Origin of the sequence: Photobacterium lutimaris, from assembly GCF_003025555.1 — a bacterium.
Lineage (GTDB): Bacteria > Pseudomonadota > Gammaproteobacteria > Enterobacterales > Vibrionaceae > Photobacterium > Photobacterium lutimaris.
Map to the genome: position 1 here is coordinate 338319 of NZ_PYMH01000003.1, position 20129 is coordinate 358447.

Genomic DNA, 20129 nt, shown 5'->3' on the forward strand with positions numbered 1-20129 from the left:
GTTGAGTGAGAAAGCAATGAAATGTTCCCGGCGTAAGTTCATAAAGGCGCAGGCTGCAGCCAGCGCAGCAGCAGCGGCTGGTATGTCGATACCCGTTGTGGCGAGTAATGTGGTTACTGATTCTGAGAAAACTAATATCACCTGGGAAAAGGCACCCTGCCGATTTTGTGGGACTGGGTGTTCAGTAAATGTTGGGGTTAAAGATGACAAGGTGGTTGCTACCCATGGTGATATTAAATCACCGGTAAACCGCGGTCTCAACTGTGTCAAAGGCTACTTCTTATCTAAGATCATGTACGGTGAGGATCGCCTGACCCAACCGCTGTTAAGAATGAAAGATGGAAAGTTTAATAAAGAGGGGGACTTTACCCCAATCAGCTGGGATCAAGCTTTCGATATCATGACCGAAAAGTGGAAAGCGGTACTAAAAGAAAAAGGCCCAGAAGCTATCGGTATGTTTGGGTCGGGGCAGTGGACAATCTATGAAGGCTATGCGGCATCGAAGCTGATGAAGGCAGGTTTCCGATCGAATAATATTGACCCCAATGCAAGGCACTGTATGGCTTCGGCGGTTGTTGGATTCATGCGTACTTTCGGTATCGATGAGCCAATGGGCTGCTATGATGACATCGAAGCTGCTGATGCGTTTGTGCTTTGGGGATCAAACATGGCAGAAATGCACCCGATACTCTGGACAAGGGTAACCGATCGCAGATTATCCAATCCCAATGTCAAGGTGTCGGTACTTTCTACATTTGAACATCGTAGTTTTGAGTTAGCTGATGTTCCTATCGTATTTACCCCTCAATCTGATCTCGCCATTCTCAACTTCATAGCGAATTACATCATCACGAACGATAAAGTAAATCATAGCTTTATCGGCAAGCATGTAAATTTCCGCCGGGGAGCGACGGATATTGGTTATGGGTTACGGCCGGATAACCCACTGCAACAGCAAGCCAAAAATCCTGATAGTGGTGACTCCGAGCCAATGACATTTGATGAATTCAAAGCGTTTGTCTCTGATTACACAGTGGAAAAAGCCAGTGAAATGTCGGGCGTGCCGCAACATAAACTGATCGAGTTAGCTGAGCTCTATGCCGATCCCGATACCAAGGTGATGTCTTTCTGGACCATGGGCTTTAACCAGCATACTCGCGGTGTGTGGTGCAATAACTTGATTTACAACATCCACTTGCTGACAGGTAAAATTTCAACACCGGGTAACAGTCCTTTTTCATTGACCGGTCAACCCTCGGCATGTGGTACGGCTCGAGAAGTCGGTACGTTTTCCCATCGTCTTCCTGCCGACATGGTGGTCAACAATCCTGAGCACCGGAAAATTGCAGAAAAAATCTGGAAGTTACCGGATGGCACTATACCAGGCAAGGTCGGTGCACACGCTGTACTGCAAAGCCGGATGCTCAAAGACGGTAAAATCAATGCTTACTGGATACAGGTAAACAATAACCTGCAAGCTGCAGCTAATATCAATGAAGAAACCCTGCCTGGTTATCGAAACCCCGACAACTTTATTGTGGTGTCTGATGCCTATCCTACCGCAACAGCTCAGGCGGCAGATTTGATCTTACCCGCTGCAATGTGGGTAGAAAAGGAAGGAGGGTATGGTAATGCCGAGCGTCGAACTCAGCTTTGGCACCAAATGGTGGATGCGCCGGGAGAGGCGAAATCGGATCTTTGGCAATTGGTTGAGTTTTCTAAGCGCTTTAAGACCGATGAGGTCTGGCCGAAGGAGTTGCTCGATGCTAATCCAAGTTACAAAGACAAGACCCTTTTTGACGTGTTGTTTGCCAATGGCCAAGTTAACGAGTTTCCGTTGGAAGACATTGCAGAGGGACACAGCAACGCCGAGTCGACGGATTATGGCTTTTACCTGCAAAAAGGGTTGTTTGAGGAATATGCTCAGTTCGGTCGCGGGCATGCCCATGACTTAGCGCCCTTTGAGGTATACCACGAAGGGCGAGGCTTACGTTGGCCTGTTGTTGACGGCAAGGAAACGTTGTGGCGATTCAAGGAAGGCTCCGACCCGTATGCTAAGCCAGGAAGTGATTTTGATTTTTATGGTAAGCCTGATGGTCGTGCTGTGATATTCGCCTTGCCATATGAAGCACCGGCAGAAAGCCCTGACGAAGAATATGACTTGTGGCTATCGACTGGTCGAGTATTGGAACATTGGCATTCGGGGTCAATGACACGGCGAGTACCAGAGTTACACAAATCATACCCTAATGCACAGGTGTTTATGCACCCAGAAGATGCGAAAGCACGGGGCATGCGGCGTGGTGATGCCGTTAAGGTGGTTTCGCGACGGGGTGAAATTATTACCCGGGTGGAAACGCGTGGTAGGAACAAGCCACCAAAAGGGCTGGTCTTTGTACCATGGTTTGATGCAAGCCAATTGATCAACAAGGTTACACTGGATGCTACCGATCCACTTTCTAAGCAAACCGATTTTAAAAAGTGTGCGGTTAAAGTGGTAAAGGCATAGGGGTACAACCATGAATAAACTATTTGCTGTACTTTTATTGTTTTTTACCGGGCTTGTTATTGCGGCAACGGAGGCTATCAAAGGGGATGAATTGGCAACAACACGTCAATACGCTCTCAATGGTGAACCAGAACCACCGCAAATGAACAAAACAGTTAATAACGACAGGATCCCAAAGCGGAGCTATCCAATGCAACCGCCGTTGATCCCTCATAAGATCGATAATTACCAAGTAGATTTGAATGCGAATAAATGTATGGCCTGCCACGCCCGTAGTCGGGTAGAAGATACACAGGCGAGAATGATCAGTGTCACTCACTACATGGATAGAGACGGTAACTTTCTTGCAGAGCTATCGCCACGGCGTTACTTCTGTGAGCAGTGTCATGTGGTACAAACCGATGCTAAACCATTGGTAGGTAACTCATTTACCGATCTCGATACGCTGCTCGATCAAGAGAAGTAAGGGGGGAGGCGTATGTGGCAATGGTTAAAAAAATGGTGGACATTGATCCGTTCACCCGCGAAGTATTTCAGTATTGGTTTTTTGACATTAGGTGGTTTTATCGCAGGGGTTATTTTCTGGGGGGCATTTAACACCGGGATGGAATTTACAAACTCAGAACCATTCTGTGTCAGTTGCCATGAGGATAACGTGTATCAGGAGATCCAGGGCACGATTCACTTTAATAATCGTACAGGGGTGAGGGCGATCTGCTCAGACTGCCACGTACCGCATGATTGGACTGATAAGATGGCCCGCAAGATGCAGGCTTCTAAAGAGGTCTGGGCATGGATCACCGGCGCGATATCAACCCCTGAAAAATTTGAGGCTCGACGCCTACACATGGCAAGTCGGGAGTGGACTCGAATGAAGAAAAATGACTCACTTGAATGCCGAAACTGCCATGAGTTCAGTTATATGGATTTTACACAGCAGTCCCAACGCGCATCGGTGCAGCATTCAAGCTCACTGGCTGATGGCTCTAAAACCTGTATTGACTGCCATAAAGGTATTGCACATCGATTGCCAGACATGAAAGGGGTTGAAGGCTTTTAACTGAAAATTTCAAAAATAGAGTTTTACCAAAATTAATCAAATAAAACGGCTAAAATAGACACCTTACTTAAGGTATGGATATTTAAGTCGTTTTTTTGTTAGTGAGTAAATAAAAACATCGTTCACTTTCATTTGTTTATTCTTAAATTGTCATTTTTTCAGGCTGTGCTCATAAAAGTGCTTGTGTCACACAAATTAGCTATGTTTTTGAGCGCTGCCAGCGTATGATTCGCAAGTGATTGACGGTGTTTTCACAAAGCACTCAGATTAAATTAGACATTATTTATTGCGATAACTATCTATGAGCAAATTTGCTGCACCTCGTTTTTCTTGGAATCTACTTAGCCCACGTTATTGGCCAACCCTAATACTGATCGTGTTGATGTATTTGCTGAGTTGTCTGCCTTATGTTGTTCAGCGCCGATTAGGACAGGGGGTTGGACGTTTAGCCATGGGGCTAATGAAAAAGCGCCGCTTTACTATTGAGCGAAATCTTGAACTTTGCTTTCCAGAAATGACTGAAAACGAAAAGAAAGATATCGTTAAGAAGAATATTGATAATTCGGGACTGGCCTTGTTCGAAACTGGCATGGCTTGGTTTTGGTCAGATGCACGGGTTAAGCGCCATGTTCGCATCGAGGGCATGGAGCATATCGAAAAGCTTGAGCAAGAAGGCAAAGGTGCATTGTTCGTTGCCGTACACTCATTGAATTTAGAACTCGCGGCACGTGCGTTTGGGATTCACAAATCAGGGACCGGGATATACCGTCCGAATAATAACCCTTGTTTTGATTTTGTGCAGTACCGAGGAAGGGCCCGCTCCAACCGAACATTGATCGACCGTAAAGATGTCAAAGGGATGTTGAAGGCATTGAGCACGGGAGCTCGTGTATGGTACGCACCTGATCATGACTATGGTCGCCGACGCTCGACTTTTGCCCCTTTGTTTGCTGTTGAAAAAGCGTGTACGACGACAGGAACTAGCCTGCTAGTGGACAACAGCGGCTGTGAGGTGATGACGTTTAGAATGGTACGCGAAACCAATTCAGGGGATTATGTGATAACTATTGCCCCGTTGCAGGAAGAGTTCCCGCGCAATGACCCGGAAAAAGCGGCCGTTGTTATCAATAGAGCGGTTGAAAATGCGATTCTGGCTGCGCCTTGTCAGTACATGTGGTTACACCGTCGCTTTAAAACTCGCCCTGAAGGTGAGCCATCTCTATACAGTCAAGAAGGGTTTGAATTACATTCACGTGCTCTTTAACCCCATCAGTCTGTAAAAGGCTCACTTAACGCAAGTTGGTGGCTTGTTTATTCAAGTCACCATTCTCAATTTCCCCAACTGTTGTAAATTGGCTTTGTTCGGCCGCTCTCCTTTATTCTATAAATACCCCACTGACTCATACTGACTCATACTGACACATCTCAACGCCGACTCTGTCGTTTGATGGCTTCGGTGTTATTTGATTTGGCCACAATAAGTGCCTTATATTTGATTACTCCTGCAACATGTATTGCTTCATCTCTGCTCACTCGCTTAATGTAAACTGAAAATTAATGGTACAAAACTTCATCCCCTTGCATAGCCGATCGCCACACAATAGAATGCAGTGTTCGATATAAATTCCGTCAATGAATTTTTCTGGCATTGGTTGCTCGGATAAAATATAGGTACGGAATAAAAATAATAACGGGATACCATTGCTTATGAGTAAATTTACAGCGCCTACGTTTACAAAGTCGCTTTTACATCCACGATATTGGTTAACCCTGCTGATGGTCGGAGTGATGTACCTCATCAGTTGGTTGCCATATTTTATTCAGTTTCGGCTTGGGCAGGGACTTGGACGGTTGGCAATGCGTATTATTAAAAAGCGTAAGCATACCATCGCTCGTAACCTAGAACTTTGCTTCCCTGATATGTCGCAACAAGAGCGCGATATATTGATGAAAAAGAATATTGATAATACCGGTTTGGCGATGTTTGAAACGGGTATGGCTTGGTTTTGGCCCGACATCCGCGTTGAACGCCATGTGACTTATGAAGGCATGGAGCATATCCATCAACTTGAAGCGGAAGGTAAAGGGGTATTGCTTGTTGCCGTGCATTCATTAAACCTTGAGCTTGGTGCGCGTGCCTTCGGTATGAAAACACCAGGTGTAGGTGTATATCGACCAAATAATAACCCTTGTTTTGATTATTTCCAGTTTACAGGTCGTATCCGTTCCAACAAATACATGATTGATCGTAAAGATGTGAAAGGCATGTTGCGTGCACTACGCAAAGGTGAGCGCGTATGGTATGCCCCAGACCATGATTATGGTAAGCGACGCTCGACTTTTGCCCCTTTGTTTGCGGTTGAGCAAGCGTGTACGACAACCGGTACAAGTTTGCTGGTGGATGCGTCGCATTGTGCGGTAGTTCCTTTTGCGATGGTGCGTAATACCGACTCAGGGCGTTATACACTTAAAGTCTTCCCGCCACTGGATGCGTTTCCTCATAATGATCCTGACGCTGCAGCCGCCTATGTTAATAAGGCCGTTGAGCGTTCAATCATGGAAGCGCCAGAGCAATATATGTGGCTCCATCGTCGTTTCAAAACCCGGCCAGAGGGTGAATCATCATTGTATGATTAATACTGCCCCCAATTAAGAGATGATAAAAGCTTCCCCGTGAAGCTTTTTTAATGCCCATGCTGTACTCCTTCCTGCTTGCTCTCGTGCATTGTCTTTCTACGCCTCGATGTTGAACTTATAGTTAATGACGCCTATGTTTTTTGGGGTATGTAATATAAAAAGAGAAGGCAAGGATGGATTCAATCGCGAATTTTGTCTCAGCTATAAATGGCTTTGTGTGGGGAATACCCATGTTGGTGCTTATCCTTGGGGTGGGTATTTATCTAACTCTTGGCTTAAAGTTAATGCCGATTGTGAAAATAGGCGCTGGCTTCAGGCTGCTCTGGGCAGGAAGGATCCCTGAGAAAGAAGAAAAGGCCAAAGGGGAGATCAGCCCGTTTAATGCTTTAATGACCTCTTTGTCTGCCACTATCGGCACAGGTAATATTGCCGGTGTAGCGACGGCTATATTTTTGGGTGGGCCGGGTGCTTTATTTTGGATGTGGTGTACGGCATTAGTCGGTATGGCAACGAAGTTTGCCGAAGCGGTATGCGCAGTAAAATATCGTGAAACGGATGCTAATGGCAACCATGTTGGTGGCCCTATGTACTATATCAAAAACGGTCTGAGCAGTAAGTGGACCTGGCTGGGGACGGCATTTGCTATTTTTGGGGCATTAGCCGGGTTTGGTATTGGTAATACCGTACAGTCAAACTCTGTAGCAGCTGCTGTTGAATCGAGCTTTGGTGTTTCTCCAGTGGTTACCGGGCTGATAATGATGATATTAGTTGGGCTCGTACTTATGGGCGGGATCAAGCGTATCGCTGATGTTGCCGGTAAGTTGGTTCCATTGATGGCTGCTTTTTATATCGCCTCCGGCATGATTGTTCTTCTGATGAACATTTCCGATATTCCGGCGGCTTTCAGTTTAATTATTAGTAGCGCCTTTACGCCAGTGGCCGCACAAGGCGGCTTTGCCGGGGCGGCAGTGTGGGCTGCAATCCGGTTTGGTGTTGCCCGTGGTATTTTCTCTAATGAAGCAGGGCTAGGTAGTGCCCCCATCGCTCATGCTGCCGCGCAAACTAAAAACCCGGTAGCTCAAGGCTTAGTAGCCATGCTAGGCACATTTATTGACACGATTATTGTCTGTAGCATCACAGGCTTAGCCATTGTCGTTTCAGGTACCTGGCTTAGTGGTGAAACAGGAGCAGCCTTAACATCGGCTGCATTTGCCTCTGCATTACCCGGAATTGGCAATTATGTGGTTGCAATAGCGCTGTCTATTTTTGCCTTTACCACAATATTAGGTTGGAGCTTTTACAGTGAAAAATGTGTCCAATATTTATTTGGTGTAAAGGCTATCGTACCTTTTCGGGTGTTGTGGGTTATTGCCGTGCCGATTGGGGCAACCAGTTCGTTAGAGTTTATCTGGTTACTCGCCGATACGCTCAATGCCATGATGGCGATCCCGAATTTGATTGCACTGTCACTGTTAAGCCCTGTGGTTTTCAAGCTGACGAAGGAATATTTCGCCCAACTGGCACAAGAAAAAATGAAGGGCTCAGATCCACAATAGCGATTTATTATTGTTGTAGTAAAACCACTATCTCAAAGGGGCGGCTAGATGTTTTTACCACCGGAGCCGCCTACACAGTGGTTCTCACACCAACAGGCCTTGTTGATAATCCTGAATCGCTTGTTCTATTTCCTCCATGCTATTCATCACAAACGGACCGTAATGCACGACAGGTTCGTTGATTGGCTGCCCTGATAACAACAATACGCCAGCCTCACCTCGGGTTGAAATAGCCAAGCCTTCACCACTACCAAGCATGGCGAGAGTACCTGCGCTTATCGCTTTCTCCCCAATGTTTATCGTTCCCCTATAAACGTACAGCATGGCTTGAAAGTCAGGGTTGAGGCAACTGTTGAAGGTCGCTGCTTTGTTTGTTTGCCAATCAGCAATCGTTACAGGAACCCCTGTTTGTTGTAATGGGCCGGAAAAGGTTATTCCCTTGATCGTTAAGTCTCCGGCAATAACTCTGATAAGGCTGCCATCCTCTTGCTGGTATTGCGTGATAACGTCAGACTGGAAATCATGGTAATCCGCAGGTTGCATTTTCTTGGCTGCTGGTAGGTTTATCCAGATCTGAAAGCCGTGAAGCTGTCCGTCAGTCATCATTGGCATTTCACTGTGGATCACGCCTTTTCCTGCAGACATCCACTGTGCTCCACCGTCACTGAGCTCTCCAACATTCCCCATGTGATCCTTATGCTGGAAATGGCCTTTTAGCATATAGGTCAGAGTTTCTATGCCGCGATGCGGGTGAGATGGAAAACCACCTATGTAGTCTACTGCGCTTTCTGATTTCAGCTCATCGATCATCAAGAAGGGTGAGAATAGAGGGTTACTAAACCCATGGACTCGTTGAATTCGGACACCGTCACCATCAGAGGAAGGGTGGGCGGGAATGAGGGACTGGATTTGTCGAATAGCCATAATTGCCTCCTAAACTGCGTATGGTTTCAGTGTATGCAGAGTTTACGGTAACAAACAGTAGCCATTGACGAACAAGATGTTAGAAAAAATCGAATATGCTTAGTGGGAGAAAGGACGGGGTGGGATATAAAAAAGGCCATCGGATGATGGCCTTGAATAATAGTGATTTTATGGCTTACTGAGCCAAAGAGTAGAAAATCGCTGAGATAGAGATCAGGCCGATAATTACGATAAATACGTTACTGATAGCACCAGAGTATTTACGCATCGCCGGAACTTTCTTAATCGCATACATCGGCATGATGAATAGCAGCATGGCGATAATAGGACCACCAAGGCTTTCAATCATACCCAAAATACTTGGGTTGATTGTTGCCACAATCCAAGTCGTAACAAGCATAAAGGTAGCAGTGAAAGCGTTTAGGGCTTTCGGGCCCACTTCTTTGCCTCGTCCTCGCGCGACTTTAAGGACTAAGCCATTTAGGCCTTCGCTCGCACCAATGTAATGTCCAAGGAATGACTTGGTAATTGCGATAATCGCTACAATAGGTGCAGCGTAAGCAATCATTGGTGTATTAAAGTGGTTAGACAGATAAGTCAGGATTGAAACGTTTTGTGCTTTCGCTTCCGCGAGGTTCGCTGGAGACAAAGAAAGCACACAGCTGAACACGAAGAACATAACGGTAACAACCATCATGATGTGAGCACGCTGAAGTACGCGACGCGCTTGAGGTTCAGCATTTTCGCCGTGTTCTTTTTGCATTGCTACTGCAAAAGATGAAATCACTGGTGAATGGTTAAATGAGAAAACCATCACAGGAAGAATTAACCATACCGCCATAAATACTGACGTCATCCCACCTTCTGCAGGCATAACATGGTTGAATATCTCGCCATTCCATTCTGGAACCAAGTACAGAGCTAATGCTAGTAGAACCGCTACGAACGGGAAAACTAAAATGCTCATCGCTTTAACGATAAGTTCTTCACCTAAACGGACAACTGCCATCAGGCCGATAATCAGCGCCAATGCAAGGATCCAACGCGCTGGTGGAACCATGCTTAGTTGGTTGATCATGAAGCTTTCAACCGTGTTAGTCAGTGCCACACTGTATACCAGCAGGATTGGGTAAATAGCAAAAAAGTAAAGCAAAGTGATAACTTTACCCATGCCTGCACCAAAGTGTTCTTCTACTACCTCAGTGATATCAGCGCCAGGATTGGAGCTTGAAAGCACAAAGCGTGTCATACCACGGTGAGCGAAGTAGGTCATTGGTAGCGCAAGTACTGTCATCACTAAGAGCGGGATCAGGCCACCGACACCTGCATTGATTGGAAGGAACAGGGTACCTGCGCCTACAGCGGTACCAAACAGGCCAAGTACCCATAGAGTATCGGCTTTTTTCCATCCAAGCTTTGCTGAAGTGGTTGATTGAGAATGAGCGGTATTGTTTTTCACAGTGTCCATTATGGACATCTCCTTTATAGGTATAGTGTATATAGCCTTCAAGGGGTTCTCTTCTGTGTATCTTCCCTGCTTTACTGATGGAATGTCAGCAAAGGAGTCAGAGCAGCTTGCAAACAACTATTTGCAGGTTCAAACGAACAATATTAGGAGCAAATTGTGGGAGGAATCACTTTAAAACAGAAAAGTGATTATATCGACGTCCTGGGTCTAAAAGCGCTAATTCCATGCATGCACAATGCAACTTGGTAATGACTGCTCTAAATCTCTAACTTATTAAAACCTTTAAAATTAACAACTGGAACCCTAGATAGGACGCGGCAAGTATAGGGGATTATCCGTACCACAACTATGGTTTTTCGCTTTTACGAGTCTGTTTGCACAATATTCAGGCACTTGTTTAAAACCATAAAATATCCAGTTATGATTTTTTGTGTCTATTGGTGAGGGTGTATTGAGTTTTGTTAACAGATATTAATTGTATTTGGTTTTGGATTATCGATTGGTCGCCATTACTTTAAGGGTTAGATGATGTAAATAATTAGATAATAAACAAAATTGAGCATGTTGAAATTTGGGCTGACAACCCACGAGCGCAAATAAAAAAACCGCCTAGCGGCGGTTTTATATTCGTTCGGGCGTACTGCTTAATCGCGGAAGTTATCAAACTGGAATGATTGGCCCAGTTCAGCACCACGAACAAGTGCCATCGCCGCCTGTAGATCATCGCGCTTCTTGCCTGTTACGCGTACTTTATCGCCTTGGATAGAAGCTTGTACTTTTAGCTTCTCATCCTTAATCATTTTGACGATTTTTTTCGCTACGGCAGTATCGACGCCTTGCTTGAATTCAACGTTGCAAGCAAAAGACTTACCGGTACGTGTGGTGTCTTTTTGATCCATTGATTGAGCATCAACGTGGCGCTTGGCAAGGTTACCACGAAGAATCGTGATGAGCTGACCTAGCTGATAATCAGATTCTGTCGTAATCTTAACGACTTCTTTTTCGAGTTTAAAGCTTGCTTCTACACCTCGGAAGTCAAAACGAGTTTCAAGCTCACGAGAGGCATTCTCTACCGCATTTCGGATTTCAACGAAGTCGACTTCAGAAACAATATCAAAAGATGGCATGTGCTTAATCCTAATTGTTTAGTGATTTAATTATATCTTGTATTAGGGCATGGCATTCAATGGCCATACCTGAGTCAGTTATTGCTGGGTACTTACTGCATTAGAAAGCATATCTAGCAGGATAACCGTATCGTCCCAGTTGATGCATGGATCAGTAATCGACTGGCCATAAGTTAATGCATCTAAGTTGTCGGTATCGACAGCCTGGTTTCCTTCAACGATAAAGCTTTCGGCCATAATGCCCGCAATATACTGGCTGCCTGATTTAATCTGTTGGCAAATGTCGGCAGCAACATCAAGTTGGCGTTTATGTTGCTTCTGGCAGTTACCATGGCTGAAGTCGACAACCAAACGGGTTGGTAAATCGAATGAAGCCAATGTGTCACAAGATGATTGAATGTCTTCTGCATGGTAGTTTGGCATCTTACCACCACGAAGAATCACGTGGCCATGAGGGTTACCTGATGTACGGTAGATGGTCATTTCACCGTTTTTGGCTGGTGAGCAGAAGACATGCGATTCTCGTGTGGCGCGAATGGCATCGATGGCAATTTTGATATTGCCGTCGGTACCATTTTTAAATCCAACCGGACAGGATAGCGCAGAAGCCATTTCGCGGTGAATTTGAGATTCTGTTGTACGCGCGCCGATAGCACCCCAGCTGATCAGGTCAGCAAGGTACTGGCCTGTGATCATATCGAGGAATTCGGTAGCTGTCGGCATGCCGAGCGCATTAATATCAACAAGCAATTTACGGGCTGTGTGTAGACCCTTGGCTAAATCCAAGCTGCCGTCGAGGTTAGGATCAGAGACCAAACCTTTCCAACCCACAACAGTACGCGGTTTTTCAAAATACGTACGCATAACAATAAATAGCGTATCTTTATATTTTTCCTGAACAGCTTGAAGGCGTTTTGCATAGTCGATAGCGGCATCAGGATCATGGACAGAGCAAGGACCAACGATAACAAGAAGACGGGAGTCCTGACCCGTGAGAATAGCTTCAACTTGACGACGAGAATGGGCGATATGCTCCGCAATTTCATCTGTGATTGGGTAAGCAGCTTCTACCGCAGCAGGCGTTGGCATAAGCCCAAGGCTAACGGTGCGGAGTTCATCTGTTTTCATTGGCATAGTGTTGCCTATCTCGGTATTACAAAAATTATTGACGCGTAAAGATAGCCCAAAAGTTGGCAGGAATAAACCAAACTTGTGATATCACTTAGATTTTTATTCTAGTGCTTTCTTTTTTACTTCGTCTTTTATCAAAATAGATCAATGCATGCTGCCATTTTGAGCAATTGAAGTATGCCATCTATATAGATACCTAAGTAGTATGGACGTAGCATTAAATGCCTTGGTTTTTTGAATAATTCACGATCTTGCTCTTATCGGAGCTGCGGAAGAGTAAAACTTTCATCATCGCTACTTGCGTCAGATGGCATGAGTCAGTATGTTGGGTCTATGTGAATATCTACCCATATTGTGTGGGTAAAAATGGAAGTCGATATACCAAAGGAATCACAGGCTCAGGCTCATTGATGAATCCCTATATATTTTCTTCCTGATTGATAAAGAACCAAGATAAAGTAGTTATGGTGGCTTATGACAAACAGCGCTCAGTCAGGTTTACAATTTTCTGAAATCCTTAAATCCTCTTCGCAATTATCAGATATGCGAGCTGATATTGGCCTGCTATCGGTTGATGATCTTTTGTTAGAAATTGGGATCCATCCTCTGGCAGCGGCATATCCTGCTGACTTGTCCTCAGAAACTCAGCAGCAGTTACTGGCACAAACCGAGGGGAACCCAGCCGAATATTTTGTCTCTGCATTGGCAGAGAAGTTCATCACTGCGGCACAGAAGGCTGGGGATAAACCGCTTAAAGTACGCCTTGCTGGCGCGGATTCATACCAGAGACAATCGCTTCTGGGCTCAGAACTAGAAGCCAAAGAGGTAAACCCTCTTATTGGCCAACGAGGCGTTTCTCGCTGGGCGAACAAGGCGATTCGTAAAGCGTTTGAACTGGAATGTGAAGCCATTAAGCGCGCCCGCATTGCAGAAGGTATGGCGAATATCGAGCTGGTTATCCCATTTGTTAGAACTTTCAGTGAGGCGGCGACAGCCATTGATTTACTGGCAGAGCAAGGGTTATGCCGAGGAGCGCAGGGGCTTAAGGTCCACCTGATGGCTGAACTACCAGCCAATGCACTGATGGCTGAAAAGTTTTTGCAATACTTCGATGGCCTAGTCATTGATATTGATCAGCTAGCTCAGTTTGCTCTTGGCTTGGATCAAACACATCCGTCATTGGAGTATTTGCATGATGATCAAAATGAGGCGGTATTAGCACTCATTGACCATGCTTTGAAGGCTACAAATGTAGCGAAGAAGCCATGTGATATGCTGAGCCATTACATCAATAAGGCGCCTAACCTCCAGCTGTGGTTGATGGAGCATGGAGTTTCTAAAGTGATTACACAATAGAGAACAAACTTTGAAATGAAGAACCCGGCGGATGCCTTATCCTGCCGGGTTCTTTTTTTGCTGGTTCTTACCTTAGCAGGACACTGCGAAGTGGCGTTTTACCTATCAGTGCAACTAAGCCATAGCTAATGATACATGTGAGAACAAAACGCAATATGTCATTGGCGTAGCCTGTTAAACCAAGCAGAGGAAGGAGACGCATTAAATAGATAATGATCAGCAGGTGAATCAGGTAAATTCCGAGTACCTGTTTGCTAATGTTGAATTTTACCAGTGATTGCCCAAATTGAGGATGGCTCATCAATATGAAAAATAGCCCTGCCGCCCAGAAAGGGGTCCCAATGAGGAAATCATGCATATTGAAAGGTATGTCATAGCTCGTCAAGTACACCGCTTCTGCCAAATGTAACCCCATTCCAGCAATGGCGAGAGCCGTCGCTTTACCAACGCTTATTTGCCATCCTTTTTGTTTGGTCATAAAGCCAATAGTGAGCATCAGCATACTCATGAATGGCCCGTTGCGAGTGAACAGCGGAGATTCAATACCAGTGAGTGGCTCATAGCTACCAGCGGTAAGTCCAAAGAGATAAAGTGCTATCGCAACAGGCATGATCAAGCTTTGTTTCTTGACGTGACAACAAATTGCCATAATCAAAAGCCCACAAATCAAACCAGGGATATACCAGAGATGAACCAAACTGCCTTCAAACAGGGTATTGAGCGGTTGGGAGAGCAAGTACTGCCAATAGCCGCTGCGCTCAGCCAGATAACCTGCCTCCCAGGCTAACTGGAGGTTAAAGGGCACAAGGAAATATATTGCACTCCATACCAGCCAGACTTTCAGCAATGGCAGGCTGTATTGCTTCATCGTACCTGCTGGCAAAGCGGAAAGTTTCGGAGCGATGAAATATCCAGCCAAAATAAAGAACAGTGGGACGGCAAATCGACTGAGTTGGTTAATGAGTAGGCCTAGCCATGGCTCTCCGTTAATCAAGGGGACGGTCATAAAGAGTTGGCTATGAATAGCGATAACGCCGAGAAGGGCAATGATCCTTCCGGCTTCGAAGCTGGTAATGCGGTGATGTGTCATTGAAATTGAGAGTGGTTAATTCAGTCCTCAATTCTAACAGTTGTCGTGGACTGTGAGATATTTCACCGCGTTAGACTTTCAAAACTTGTGCTATAGCCCAAACAATTGATGAGAGATAGTTCAAATGAGTAAGAAGCTTGATGATGTTTGTCTATTTTTATGGTCATTTGTGATCGCTATCTCATACACAGCGATTGTGCAACAAGTTCCTTATTGGTGTTCTAAGCTTTTATTTACTCTGATAACAGTGCGTAGAAGGTTTCATTATTTTTACTCAAATATACTCCCCAAAGCCCTTGCTGAGTACTAAGCAGCAAACGATTGATTTAGATAAAGTTGATGAGGCTAAGTGGTTAAGTCACGTTAATAAAAGGTGCTTTGATGGGGAATGGTGTGTGCTGCCGTTGAGAGGGTTGGCAAAATACAAGATTTCTTCCCCCATTTTGCAAGCGTTTAATTTTGAAGAGTCAGCCAATTCTGAAGAATATGACAATTTCCCTATTCTTGGCTCGCTGCCGGGTATCTATCAATTTTTAACTTCGTTTCCATGCTCAATATTATCTGCCCGGTTGATGAAACTAAACCCAGGTTCAATGATTTTGCCCCATACGGATAACGGATTAGTGCTTACAAACGGTCAAGCAAGACTTCACTATTGTCTGAAAACTGATCCGGATGTGGAGTTCGTTGTCGGGGGTAAGCGTTTGAAAATGTCTGAAGGAGAGTTGTGGTACATCAATGCGGCCGCAGAGCATGCTGTTTATCACCGAGGCCATATGCCTCGTATTCACCTGGTTTTCGATTGTATTGTCAATGATTGGCTCATGGCACAACTTCAACCAACGACGGAGTATGAAAATAGATGAAAACACAAGCACAGAAGGTGAAACATTCAAATGTGGCCGAGCTCGATTTTGCGGATCCCGCCGTTGATGATCTGTTGAAGTTTTCCATCCGTCAGCAACTGGAGTCCTTGGCGCAGCAACAGTTATCCCAGGCCGAGCGCAAGTTGAAACTGCAGCAGAGCTTTACCCAAGCGATGACGGCTGTGTTGACTGACAGCGTGACCGTGCATGAGCAGTTAACTGCACTTTTTACTGATATGTACGATCAGGCCATGTTGTCAATGGCGCAGGCGGCTTTGAGCCAAGATGTTCTGACCCGTCAATATGTCAGCGCAACAGGGCTGATTATGTCGCCACTCAATTGCAGTACCACCATCAAAGATATTTACCGAATACGTGGGTTCGTTCGTGGGTTAGATAAAGCGATCAAAGCCAAGCTCAGCAACAGGAAGCAAGTGCGTTTGCTCTATCCGGCTTGTGGTCCCTTTGCCCCATTGTTACTGCCATTGTTGCAGTATTACCAAGACGAAGGTGGGGTCGACAGTAGTCAGTTAAAGGTCGTGCTTGTCGATATACAGCCAGGCGCGATTCAGTCATTGCACCAATTGGTTAAAGACCTGAATGTATCGGACTATGTCGAAGCTATCGTCGAGGCAGATGCCACACAGTACGAGCCGCAGGGGGCGATAGACATTCTGTTGCTTGAGGCGTTGCAACATGGCTTTACCCAAGAGGGGCAGTTAAGCATTGCCCGGCACCAGGTTCAGTTCCTGAGCCTTGATGGCTTCTTAGTGCCGCAGTCCATTTCTGTACAGGCGATCATGGTACACGGCGACACGGAGTTTAACCAACAGTGGCAGTCTGCCGCCTATACCCATTCATCCAACCTATCTGCCCGTGAGCAGCGAGTTGAATTGGGTGAAATATTACATATATCCAAAACAGCATTGATTGCGATGCAACCCATTACGCTGTCCGGTGATATTGAGGTCGTTCAGGCGGGCACGCTGTTGTTACCTGATGGTGTCACTGATATGCCAGAGCGAATTCTTGCGATATATGCGCGTATCCATGCCTTTGGCGACGAAGTGGTTGATGAGTATGACTCCGGTATTACTCACCCTTTACCGGACATGACGTTTTACGTCGATGCCACGCCTTCGGTTCCCGACAACAAGTATTTTGTTGCTCGAGGTGGGGAGAGGGTTGGCTTTTATTATCAATTATCGGGATTGCCTCGGTTCATTCCCGTCAAAGCCTAAGCTAGCAAAAGGATCAGAGCATGGAACGCTTAAACAAGGTCGTTGTTTTTACTACCAGTTGCGTCAGTATCCCTGTTATTGAGTTGCTCGCGAGTCAAAACAGGCTGGCGGGTGTGGTGACGTTATCACTAGAAGATCTCGGTGACAGCCGATTAGTCGGCGATTTGCAACAACTGCGCCAGCAACTGGTACAGGCAGATATTCCCCAAGTTGATCTAAATGATGCATGCTTGTTGGCCCAGTTCGATTATTGGCAAGCCAGCGCGGGGTTAGTTTTTGGCTTTTCTCATAAAATCGAAGCCCAGGTCTGTGATTACTTTGAGGGGGACATTTTTAACCTTCATGCGTCCGATCTGCCTGTCTACCGGGGTAGCAACCCCATCTATTGGCAATTGCGCGATAACCTTACCCGAACCCAACTGACTTTGCACCGCCTTACTCAGCAGATGGATAGTGGTGAGATAGGTTTGCAATCACCGCTAGTTATTCATCCTTTTGATAATCATCAGAGCTTCAGTCTTCGCGTGATGCAAGCCGCCCCGCAGTTGGTGGCCGATTTTATCGCAGGCTACGAAGCTGGTGCCATTGAATGGCGGGCGCAGCAAGGCGAGGTATCGCTGGCTCCGAGAGTTAATGCTGACAATGCCCAGCTTAGTTGGTCCGAGCATACCGTGGCCGATTTTATCGGTGCGGCACGGGCCGGTAATCCTCACCATGGTGGCGTGGCGGTCCATGTCAATGGTGGTACGTTTAACGTCATGCAAATCTCTGCCAGCTCGCAGCCTAGCTTTGGATGCGTTCCGGGTACTGTGCTGGCGGTTGATAAAGGTAAAGGGCTGATTGTGGCCGCTAAAGACGGCGCAGTGAGCCTGGATGTGATCGTCGCCCAATCGGGCTACTACAGTGGCTATCAGTTCGCCGTATTTTACCAGCTAGATGCTGGGATGATTTTGGGGTAGGCGAAGCAATATTCGCCACCTTGCTGATAGTTCACAGTTATGTAGTCGTGACTATCTCCATTAATTGTAAGGAGAAAGTTCATGGAAACCTATATAGGAAGTATTCATACCGTTGGGTTCAACTTTGCCCCGAAAGGCAGTTCATTTTGTCAAGGGCAATTGCTGCCAATTAATAACAATGAGGCGGTTTTTGCCTTGCTTGGAACCACGTTTGGTGGGGATGGTAGAACAACACTTGGCTTACCTGATTTACAGGGGCGTTCGCCTGTGGGGGTGGGGCAAGGAAAAGGTTTGTCAACAATAATGTGGGGCCAGAGCTATGGTTCTGAACTTACGACGCTGAGTTTAAACAATCTTCCTCAACATTCACATGTGGCTGAGTTTAACCCGTCTGGCGGTGGCGGTAGCGTTGAGGTGTCAGTGATGGCCTCAAAAAAAGCGGGCGATACGGCTGCTAAAGACAATGCTGTTTTAGCGAATGTGACCGAAGGTATGGGTTTACAAACAGCCTATGCCGCAAACCCTGCTGATGCTGATCTTGTTTCTCTTGGTGGCGTGCGCGTGCAGGGGAGCAGCAGCGGTGGCGGAACGGTGGCAGTTGGAAACACAGGTTCAAACCAAGCATTTGGGATTCGAAATCCGTATTTGGGTCTTTACCACATCATTTCTTTAGTGGGGGTATTTCCATCGCGCAACTAAGGAAGGGGGTCTAGTTCATCATAGATAATTGTCGAGGATCACTATAAAGGGCTGAGCACCACAAGGATGTGGTAACTGGGGGAGAAATAGATATGGATGGTTTGTTTAGATTTGGTCCAAATAGCTTGAGAAATTGTTGGAGAGCTATAATTTTTTATAGTGCAACCTTGGGTTTGATATATTCTGGGCAAGTGAACAGTGCGATTGTGGTAAATGACACTAATGGCTGGGCGTTTAATATTTGGTCTTCTAGCCAGTACGGTTCGGAGTGGGGGCAGACGTTTGAAGCTCCTGCAACAGGTGTGGTTACCAAAGTAGAACTTGTTTCAAACCAATCATCTACATGTACAATTCAATTTTATGAATTTAGTGGTAGTAAAGGTGCGTCAATAGGTAGTGAACAACAATGGAATTTCACTAATACGTTCATCACCAGTTCAGAGCAGAATGGTTATAGTTTTAGTGAAATTTCCCTTACCGACTCTGTACCTGTTACTGAAGGGAATACTTATCTTTTTACGCTAATGCCTGCTGATTGTCATAGCATTAACTATTCGGATAGTAACAAGTCAGCTAATTACGGAAACCCACCATTTTATCCTAATGGAAAACTGTATTTAGATGGTGCTGTTTTTCCCGATTATGACCTAACCTTCAGACTGACGGTGACACCCTTGTCGGCAGGTAACACAGCGCCGATCATTTCAGGGGCGCCGGCGACCTCGGTCAACCAGGACGCCAGCTACAGCTTCATGCCGACCGCCAGTGATATCGACAACGATGTTCTGACCTTCAGTATCGAAAACCAACCTGCGTGGGCAAGCTTTAATACGGCCTCGGGCGTATTGAGTGGCACGCCGACCAACGACGATGTCGGTACTACCTCGAACATCTCTATTAAAGTCAGTGATGGCACAGAAACCGTAAGTCTTGCAGCCTTCAACTTGGAAGTGGTGAACGTTAACGATGCACCGCAAATCGGTGGCAGCCCAGCTACCAGCGTGCAGCAGGACGCCAGTTACAGCTTTACCCCGACGGCGAGCGATATCGACAATGATGATCTGACCTTCAGTATTGAAAATCAGCCATCGTGGGCGAGCTTTAATGCGGCTTCGGGTGTATTGAGCGGCATACCGACCAATGACGATGTCGGCACGACCTCGAACATCACTATCAAGGTCAGTGATGGCACAGAAACGGTAAGTTTGGATGCGTTCAATCTCGAAGTGGTGAACGTTAACGACGCGCCGGTGATCTCAGGCAGTCCGGGCACCAGTGTGCAGCAAGATGCCAGTTACAGCTTCACGCCGACGGCGAGTGATATCGACAACGATGACCTGGCCTTCAGCATTGAAAATCAGCCATCGTGGGCGAGTTTTAATACCGCGAGCGGCTTGCTCAGCGGTACACCGACTAACGATGATGTCGGTACCACCTCGAACATCATGATTAAGGTCAGTGATGGCACTGAAACCGCCAGTTTGGGTGCGTTCAATCTGGAAGTGG

General features: G+C 46.1%; 17 protein-coding genes. 12 read left to right on the forward strand and 5 right to left on the reverse strand.

What is annotated here, in order from left to right; genetic code table 11:
- The first annotated feature begins 16 nt into the window (after nt 1-16).
- The 6 genes from napA to C9I99_RS10535 all read left to right on the forward strand — a co-directional run bounded on the left by napA (nt 17) and on the right by C9I99_RS10535 (nt 7762).
- Entirely contained in the window at nt 17-2509 is a 2493-nt protein-coding gene (gene napA / locus C9I99_RS10510) for a nitrate reductase catalytic subunit NapA (protein ID WP_107348820.1), read from the forward strand.
- Nucleotides 2510-2519: 10 nt separating this feature from the next.
- Entirely contained in the window at nt 2520-2975 is a 456-nt protein-coding gene (locus tag C9I99_RS10515) for a nitrate reductase cytochrome c-type subunit (RefSeq protein ID WP_107348821.1), read from the forward strand.
- A gap of 12 nt (nt 2976-2987) precedes the next feature.
- On the forward strand, nt 2988-3569 hold the full coding sequence (locus C9I99_RS10520; protein ID WP_107348822.1) for a NapC/NirT family cytochrome c: 582 nt from the start codon (nt 2988-2990) through the stop codon (nt 3567-3569).
- A gap of 301 nt (nt 3570-3870) precedes the next feature.
- Nucleotides 3871-4833: an LpxL/LpxP family Kdo(2)-lipid IV(A) lauroyl/palmitoleoyl acyltransferase gene (lpxL, locus tag C9I99_RS10525; RefSeq protein ID WP_107348823.1), complete on the forward strand. Its 963-nt coding sequence runs from the start codon at nt 3871-3873 to the stop codon at nt 4831-4833.
- 443 nt (nt 4834-5276) lie between these two features.
- Nucleotides 5277-6206 carry a Kdo(2)-lipid IV(A) acyltransferase gene (locus tag C9I99_RS10530; RefSeq protein ID WP_107348824.1) on the forward strand — a complete coding sequence of 310 codons (930 nt, stop codon included), beginning with the start codon at nt 5277-5279 and terminating at the stop codon, nt 6204-6206.
- 173 nt (nt 6207-6379) lie between these two features.
- Nucleotides 6380-7762 (forward strand): alanine/glycine:cation symporter family protein, encoded by a 1383-nt coding sequence (locus C9I99_RS10535; RefSeq protein WP_107348825.1) that lies wholly within the window; start codon nt 6380-6382, stop codon nt 7760-7762.
- A gap of 84 nt (nt 7763-7846) precedes the next feature.
- Here the strand turns inward: C9I99_RS10535 and C9I99_RS10540 are convergent, their stop codons facing one another.
- From C9I99_RS10540 to C9I99_RS10555, 4 genes are all read right to left on the reverse strand, one after another.
- The gene (locus C9I99_RS10540) at nt 7847-8689 is read right to left on the reverse strand and encodes a pirin family protein (RefSeq protein WP_208113400.1); all 843 of its coding nucleotides are present in this window, start codon (nt 8687-8689) and stop codon (nt 7847-7849) included.
- Nucleotides 8690-8861: 172 nt separating this feature from the next.
- On the reverse strand, nt 8862-10154 hold the full coding sequence (locus C9I99_RS10545; protein WP_107348827.1) for a serine/threonine transporter: 1293 nt from the start codon (nt 10152-10154) through the stop codon (nt 8862-8864).
- 644 nt (nt 10155-10798) lie between these two features.
- Complete coding sequence (locus C9I99_RS10550; protein WP_107348828.1) at nt 10799-11281, reverse strand: YajQ family cyclic di-GMP-binding protein; 483 nt, start codon at nt 11279-11281, stop codon at nt 10799-10801.
- A gap of 78 nt (nt 11282-11359) precedes the next feature.
- On the reverse strand, nt 11360-12415 hold the full coding sequence (locus C9I99_RS10555) for a 3-deoxy-7-phosphoheptulonate synthase (protein ID WP_107348829.1): 1056 nt from the start codon (nt 12413-12415) through the stop codon (nt 11360-11362).
- Nucleotides 12416-12886: 471 nt separating this feature from the next.
- Between C9I99_RS10555 and C9I99_RS10560 the strand changes: the two genes are divergently transcribed.
- Complete coding sequence (locus C9I99_RS10560; protein WP_107348830.1) at nt 12887-13768, forward strand: putative PEP-binding protein; 882 nt, start codon at nt 12887-12889, stop codon at nt 13766-13768.
- A gap of 67 nt (nt 13769-13835) precedes the next feature.
- On the opposite strand, the gene C9I99_RS10565 is transcribed toward C9I99_RS10560, so the two are convergent.
- A complete protein-coding gene (locus C9I99_RS10565) occupies nt 13836-14858 on the reverse strand; it encodes an acyltransferase family protein (protein WP_107348831.1) in 1023 nt (340 codons plus the stop codon).
- Nucleotides 14859-15253: 395 nt separating this feature from the next.
- Here C9I99_RS10565 and C9I99_RS10570 point away from each other — a divergent pair, with 395 nt between their 5' ends.
- From C9I99_RS10570 to C9I99_RS10590, 5 genes are all read left to right on the forward strand, one after another.
- The gene (locus tag C9I99_RS10570) at nt 15254-15724 is read left to right on the forward strand and encodes an aspartyl/asparaginyl beta-hydroxylase domain-containing protein (protein ID WP_166645428.1); all 471 of its coding nucleotides are present in this window, start codon (nt 15254-15256) and stop codon (nt 15722-15724) included.
- A complete protein-coding gene (locus C9I99_RS10575; protein ID WP_107348833.1) occupies nt 15721-16965 on the forward strand; it encodes an SAM-dependent methyltransferase in 1245 nt (414 codons plus the stop codon). Before C9I99_RS10570 ends, C9I99_RS10575 begins: the two co-directional genes overlap by 4 nt.
- 20 nt (nt 16966-16985) lie before the next feature.
- Nucleotides 16986-17924 carry a methionyl-tRNA formyltransferase gene (locus C9I99_RS10580; protein WP_107348834.1) on the forward strand — a complete coding sequence of 313 codons (939 nt, stop codon included), beginning with the start codon at nt 16986-16988 and terminating at the stop codon, nt 17922-17924.
- A gap of 81 nt (nt 17925-18005) precedes the next feature.
- Entirely contained in the window at nt 18006-18623 is a 618-nt protein-coding gene (locus tag C9I99_RS10585) for a phage tail protein (RefSeq protein ID WP_107348835.1), read from the forward strand.
- Between the two features lie 206 nt (nt 18624-18829).
- The coding region (locus C9I99_RS10590; RefSeq protein ID WP_244916303.1) for a putative Ig domain-containing protein at nt 18830-20129 on the forward strand (1300 nt) is incomplete at its 3' end.

What these genes read in the sequence shown, in the direction of transcription:
- C9I99_RS10535 (WP_107348825.1), top strand. Translation starts at nt 6,380, where the DNA reads ATGGATTCAATCGCGAATTTTGTCTCAGCTATAAATGGCTTTGTGTGG.
- C9I99_RS10555 (WP_107348829.1), bottom strand. Translation starts at nt 12,415, where the DNA reads ATGCCAATGAAAACAGATGAACTCCGCACCGTTAGCCTTGGGCTTATG.
- C9I99_RS10515 (WP_107348821.1), top strand. Translation starts at nt 2,520, where the DNA reads ATGAATAAACTATTTGCTGTACTTTTATTGTTTTTTACCGGGCTTGTT.
- C9I99_RS10560 (WP_107348830.1), top strand. Translation starts at nt 12,887, where the DNA reads ATGACAAACAGCGCTCAGTCAGGTTTACAATTTTCTGAAATCCTTAAA.
- C9I99_RS10580 (WP_107348834.1), top strand. Translation starts at nt 16,986, where the DNA reads ATGGAACGCTTAAACAAGGTCGTTGTTTTTACTACCAGTTGCGTCAGT.
- napA (WP_107348820.1), top strand. Translation starts at nt 17, where the DNA reads ATGAAATGTTCCCGGCGTAAGTTCATAAAGGCGCAGGCTGCAGCCAGC.
- C9I99_RS10565 (WP_107348831.1), bottom strand. Translation starts at nt 14,858, where the DNA reads ATGACACATCACCGCATTACCAGCTTCGAAGCCGGAAGGATCATTGCC.
- C9I99_RS10530 (WP_107348824.1), top strand. Translation starts at nt 5,277, where the DNA reads ATGAGTAAATTTACAGCGCCTACGTTTACAAAGTCGCTTTTACATCCA.
- C9I99_RS10575 (WP_107348833.1), top strand. Translation starts at nt 15,721, where the DNA reads ATGAAAACACAAGCACAGAAGGTGAAACATTCAAATGTGGCCGAGCTC.
- C9I99_RS10545 (WP_107348827.1), bottom strand. Translation starts at nt 10,154, where the DNA reads ATGGACACTGTGAAAAACAATACCGCTCATTCTCAATCAACCACTTCA.
- C9I99_RS10585 (WP_107348835.1), top strand. Translation starts at nt 18,006, where the DNA reads ATGGAAACCTATATAGGAAGTATTCATACCGTTGGGTTCAACTTTGCC.
- C9I99_RS10520 (WP_107348822.1), top strand. Translation starts at nt 2,988, where the DNA reads ATGTGGCAATGGTTAAAAAAATGGTGGACATTGATCCGTTCACCCGCG.
- C9I99_RS10550 (WP_107348828.1), bottom strand. Translation starts at nt 11,281, where the DNA reads ATGCCATCTTTTGATATTGTTTCTGAAGTCGACTTCGTTGAAATCCGA.
- lpxL (WP_107348823.1), top strand. Translation starts at nt 3,871, where the DNA reads ATGAGCAAATTTGCTGCACCTCGTTTTTCTTGGAATCTACTTAGCCCA.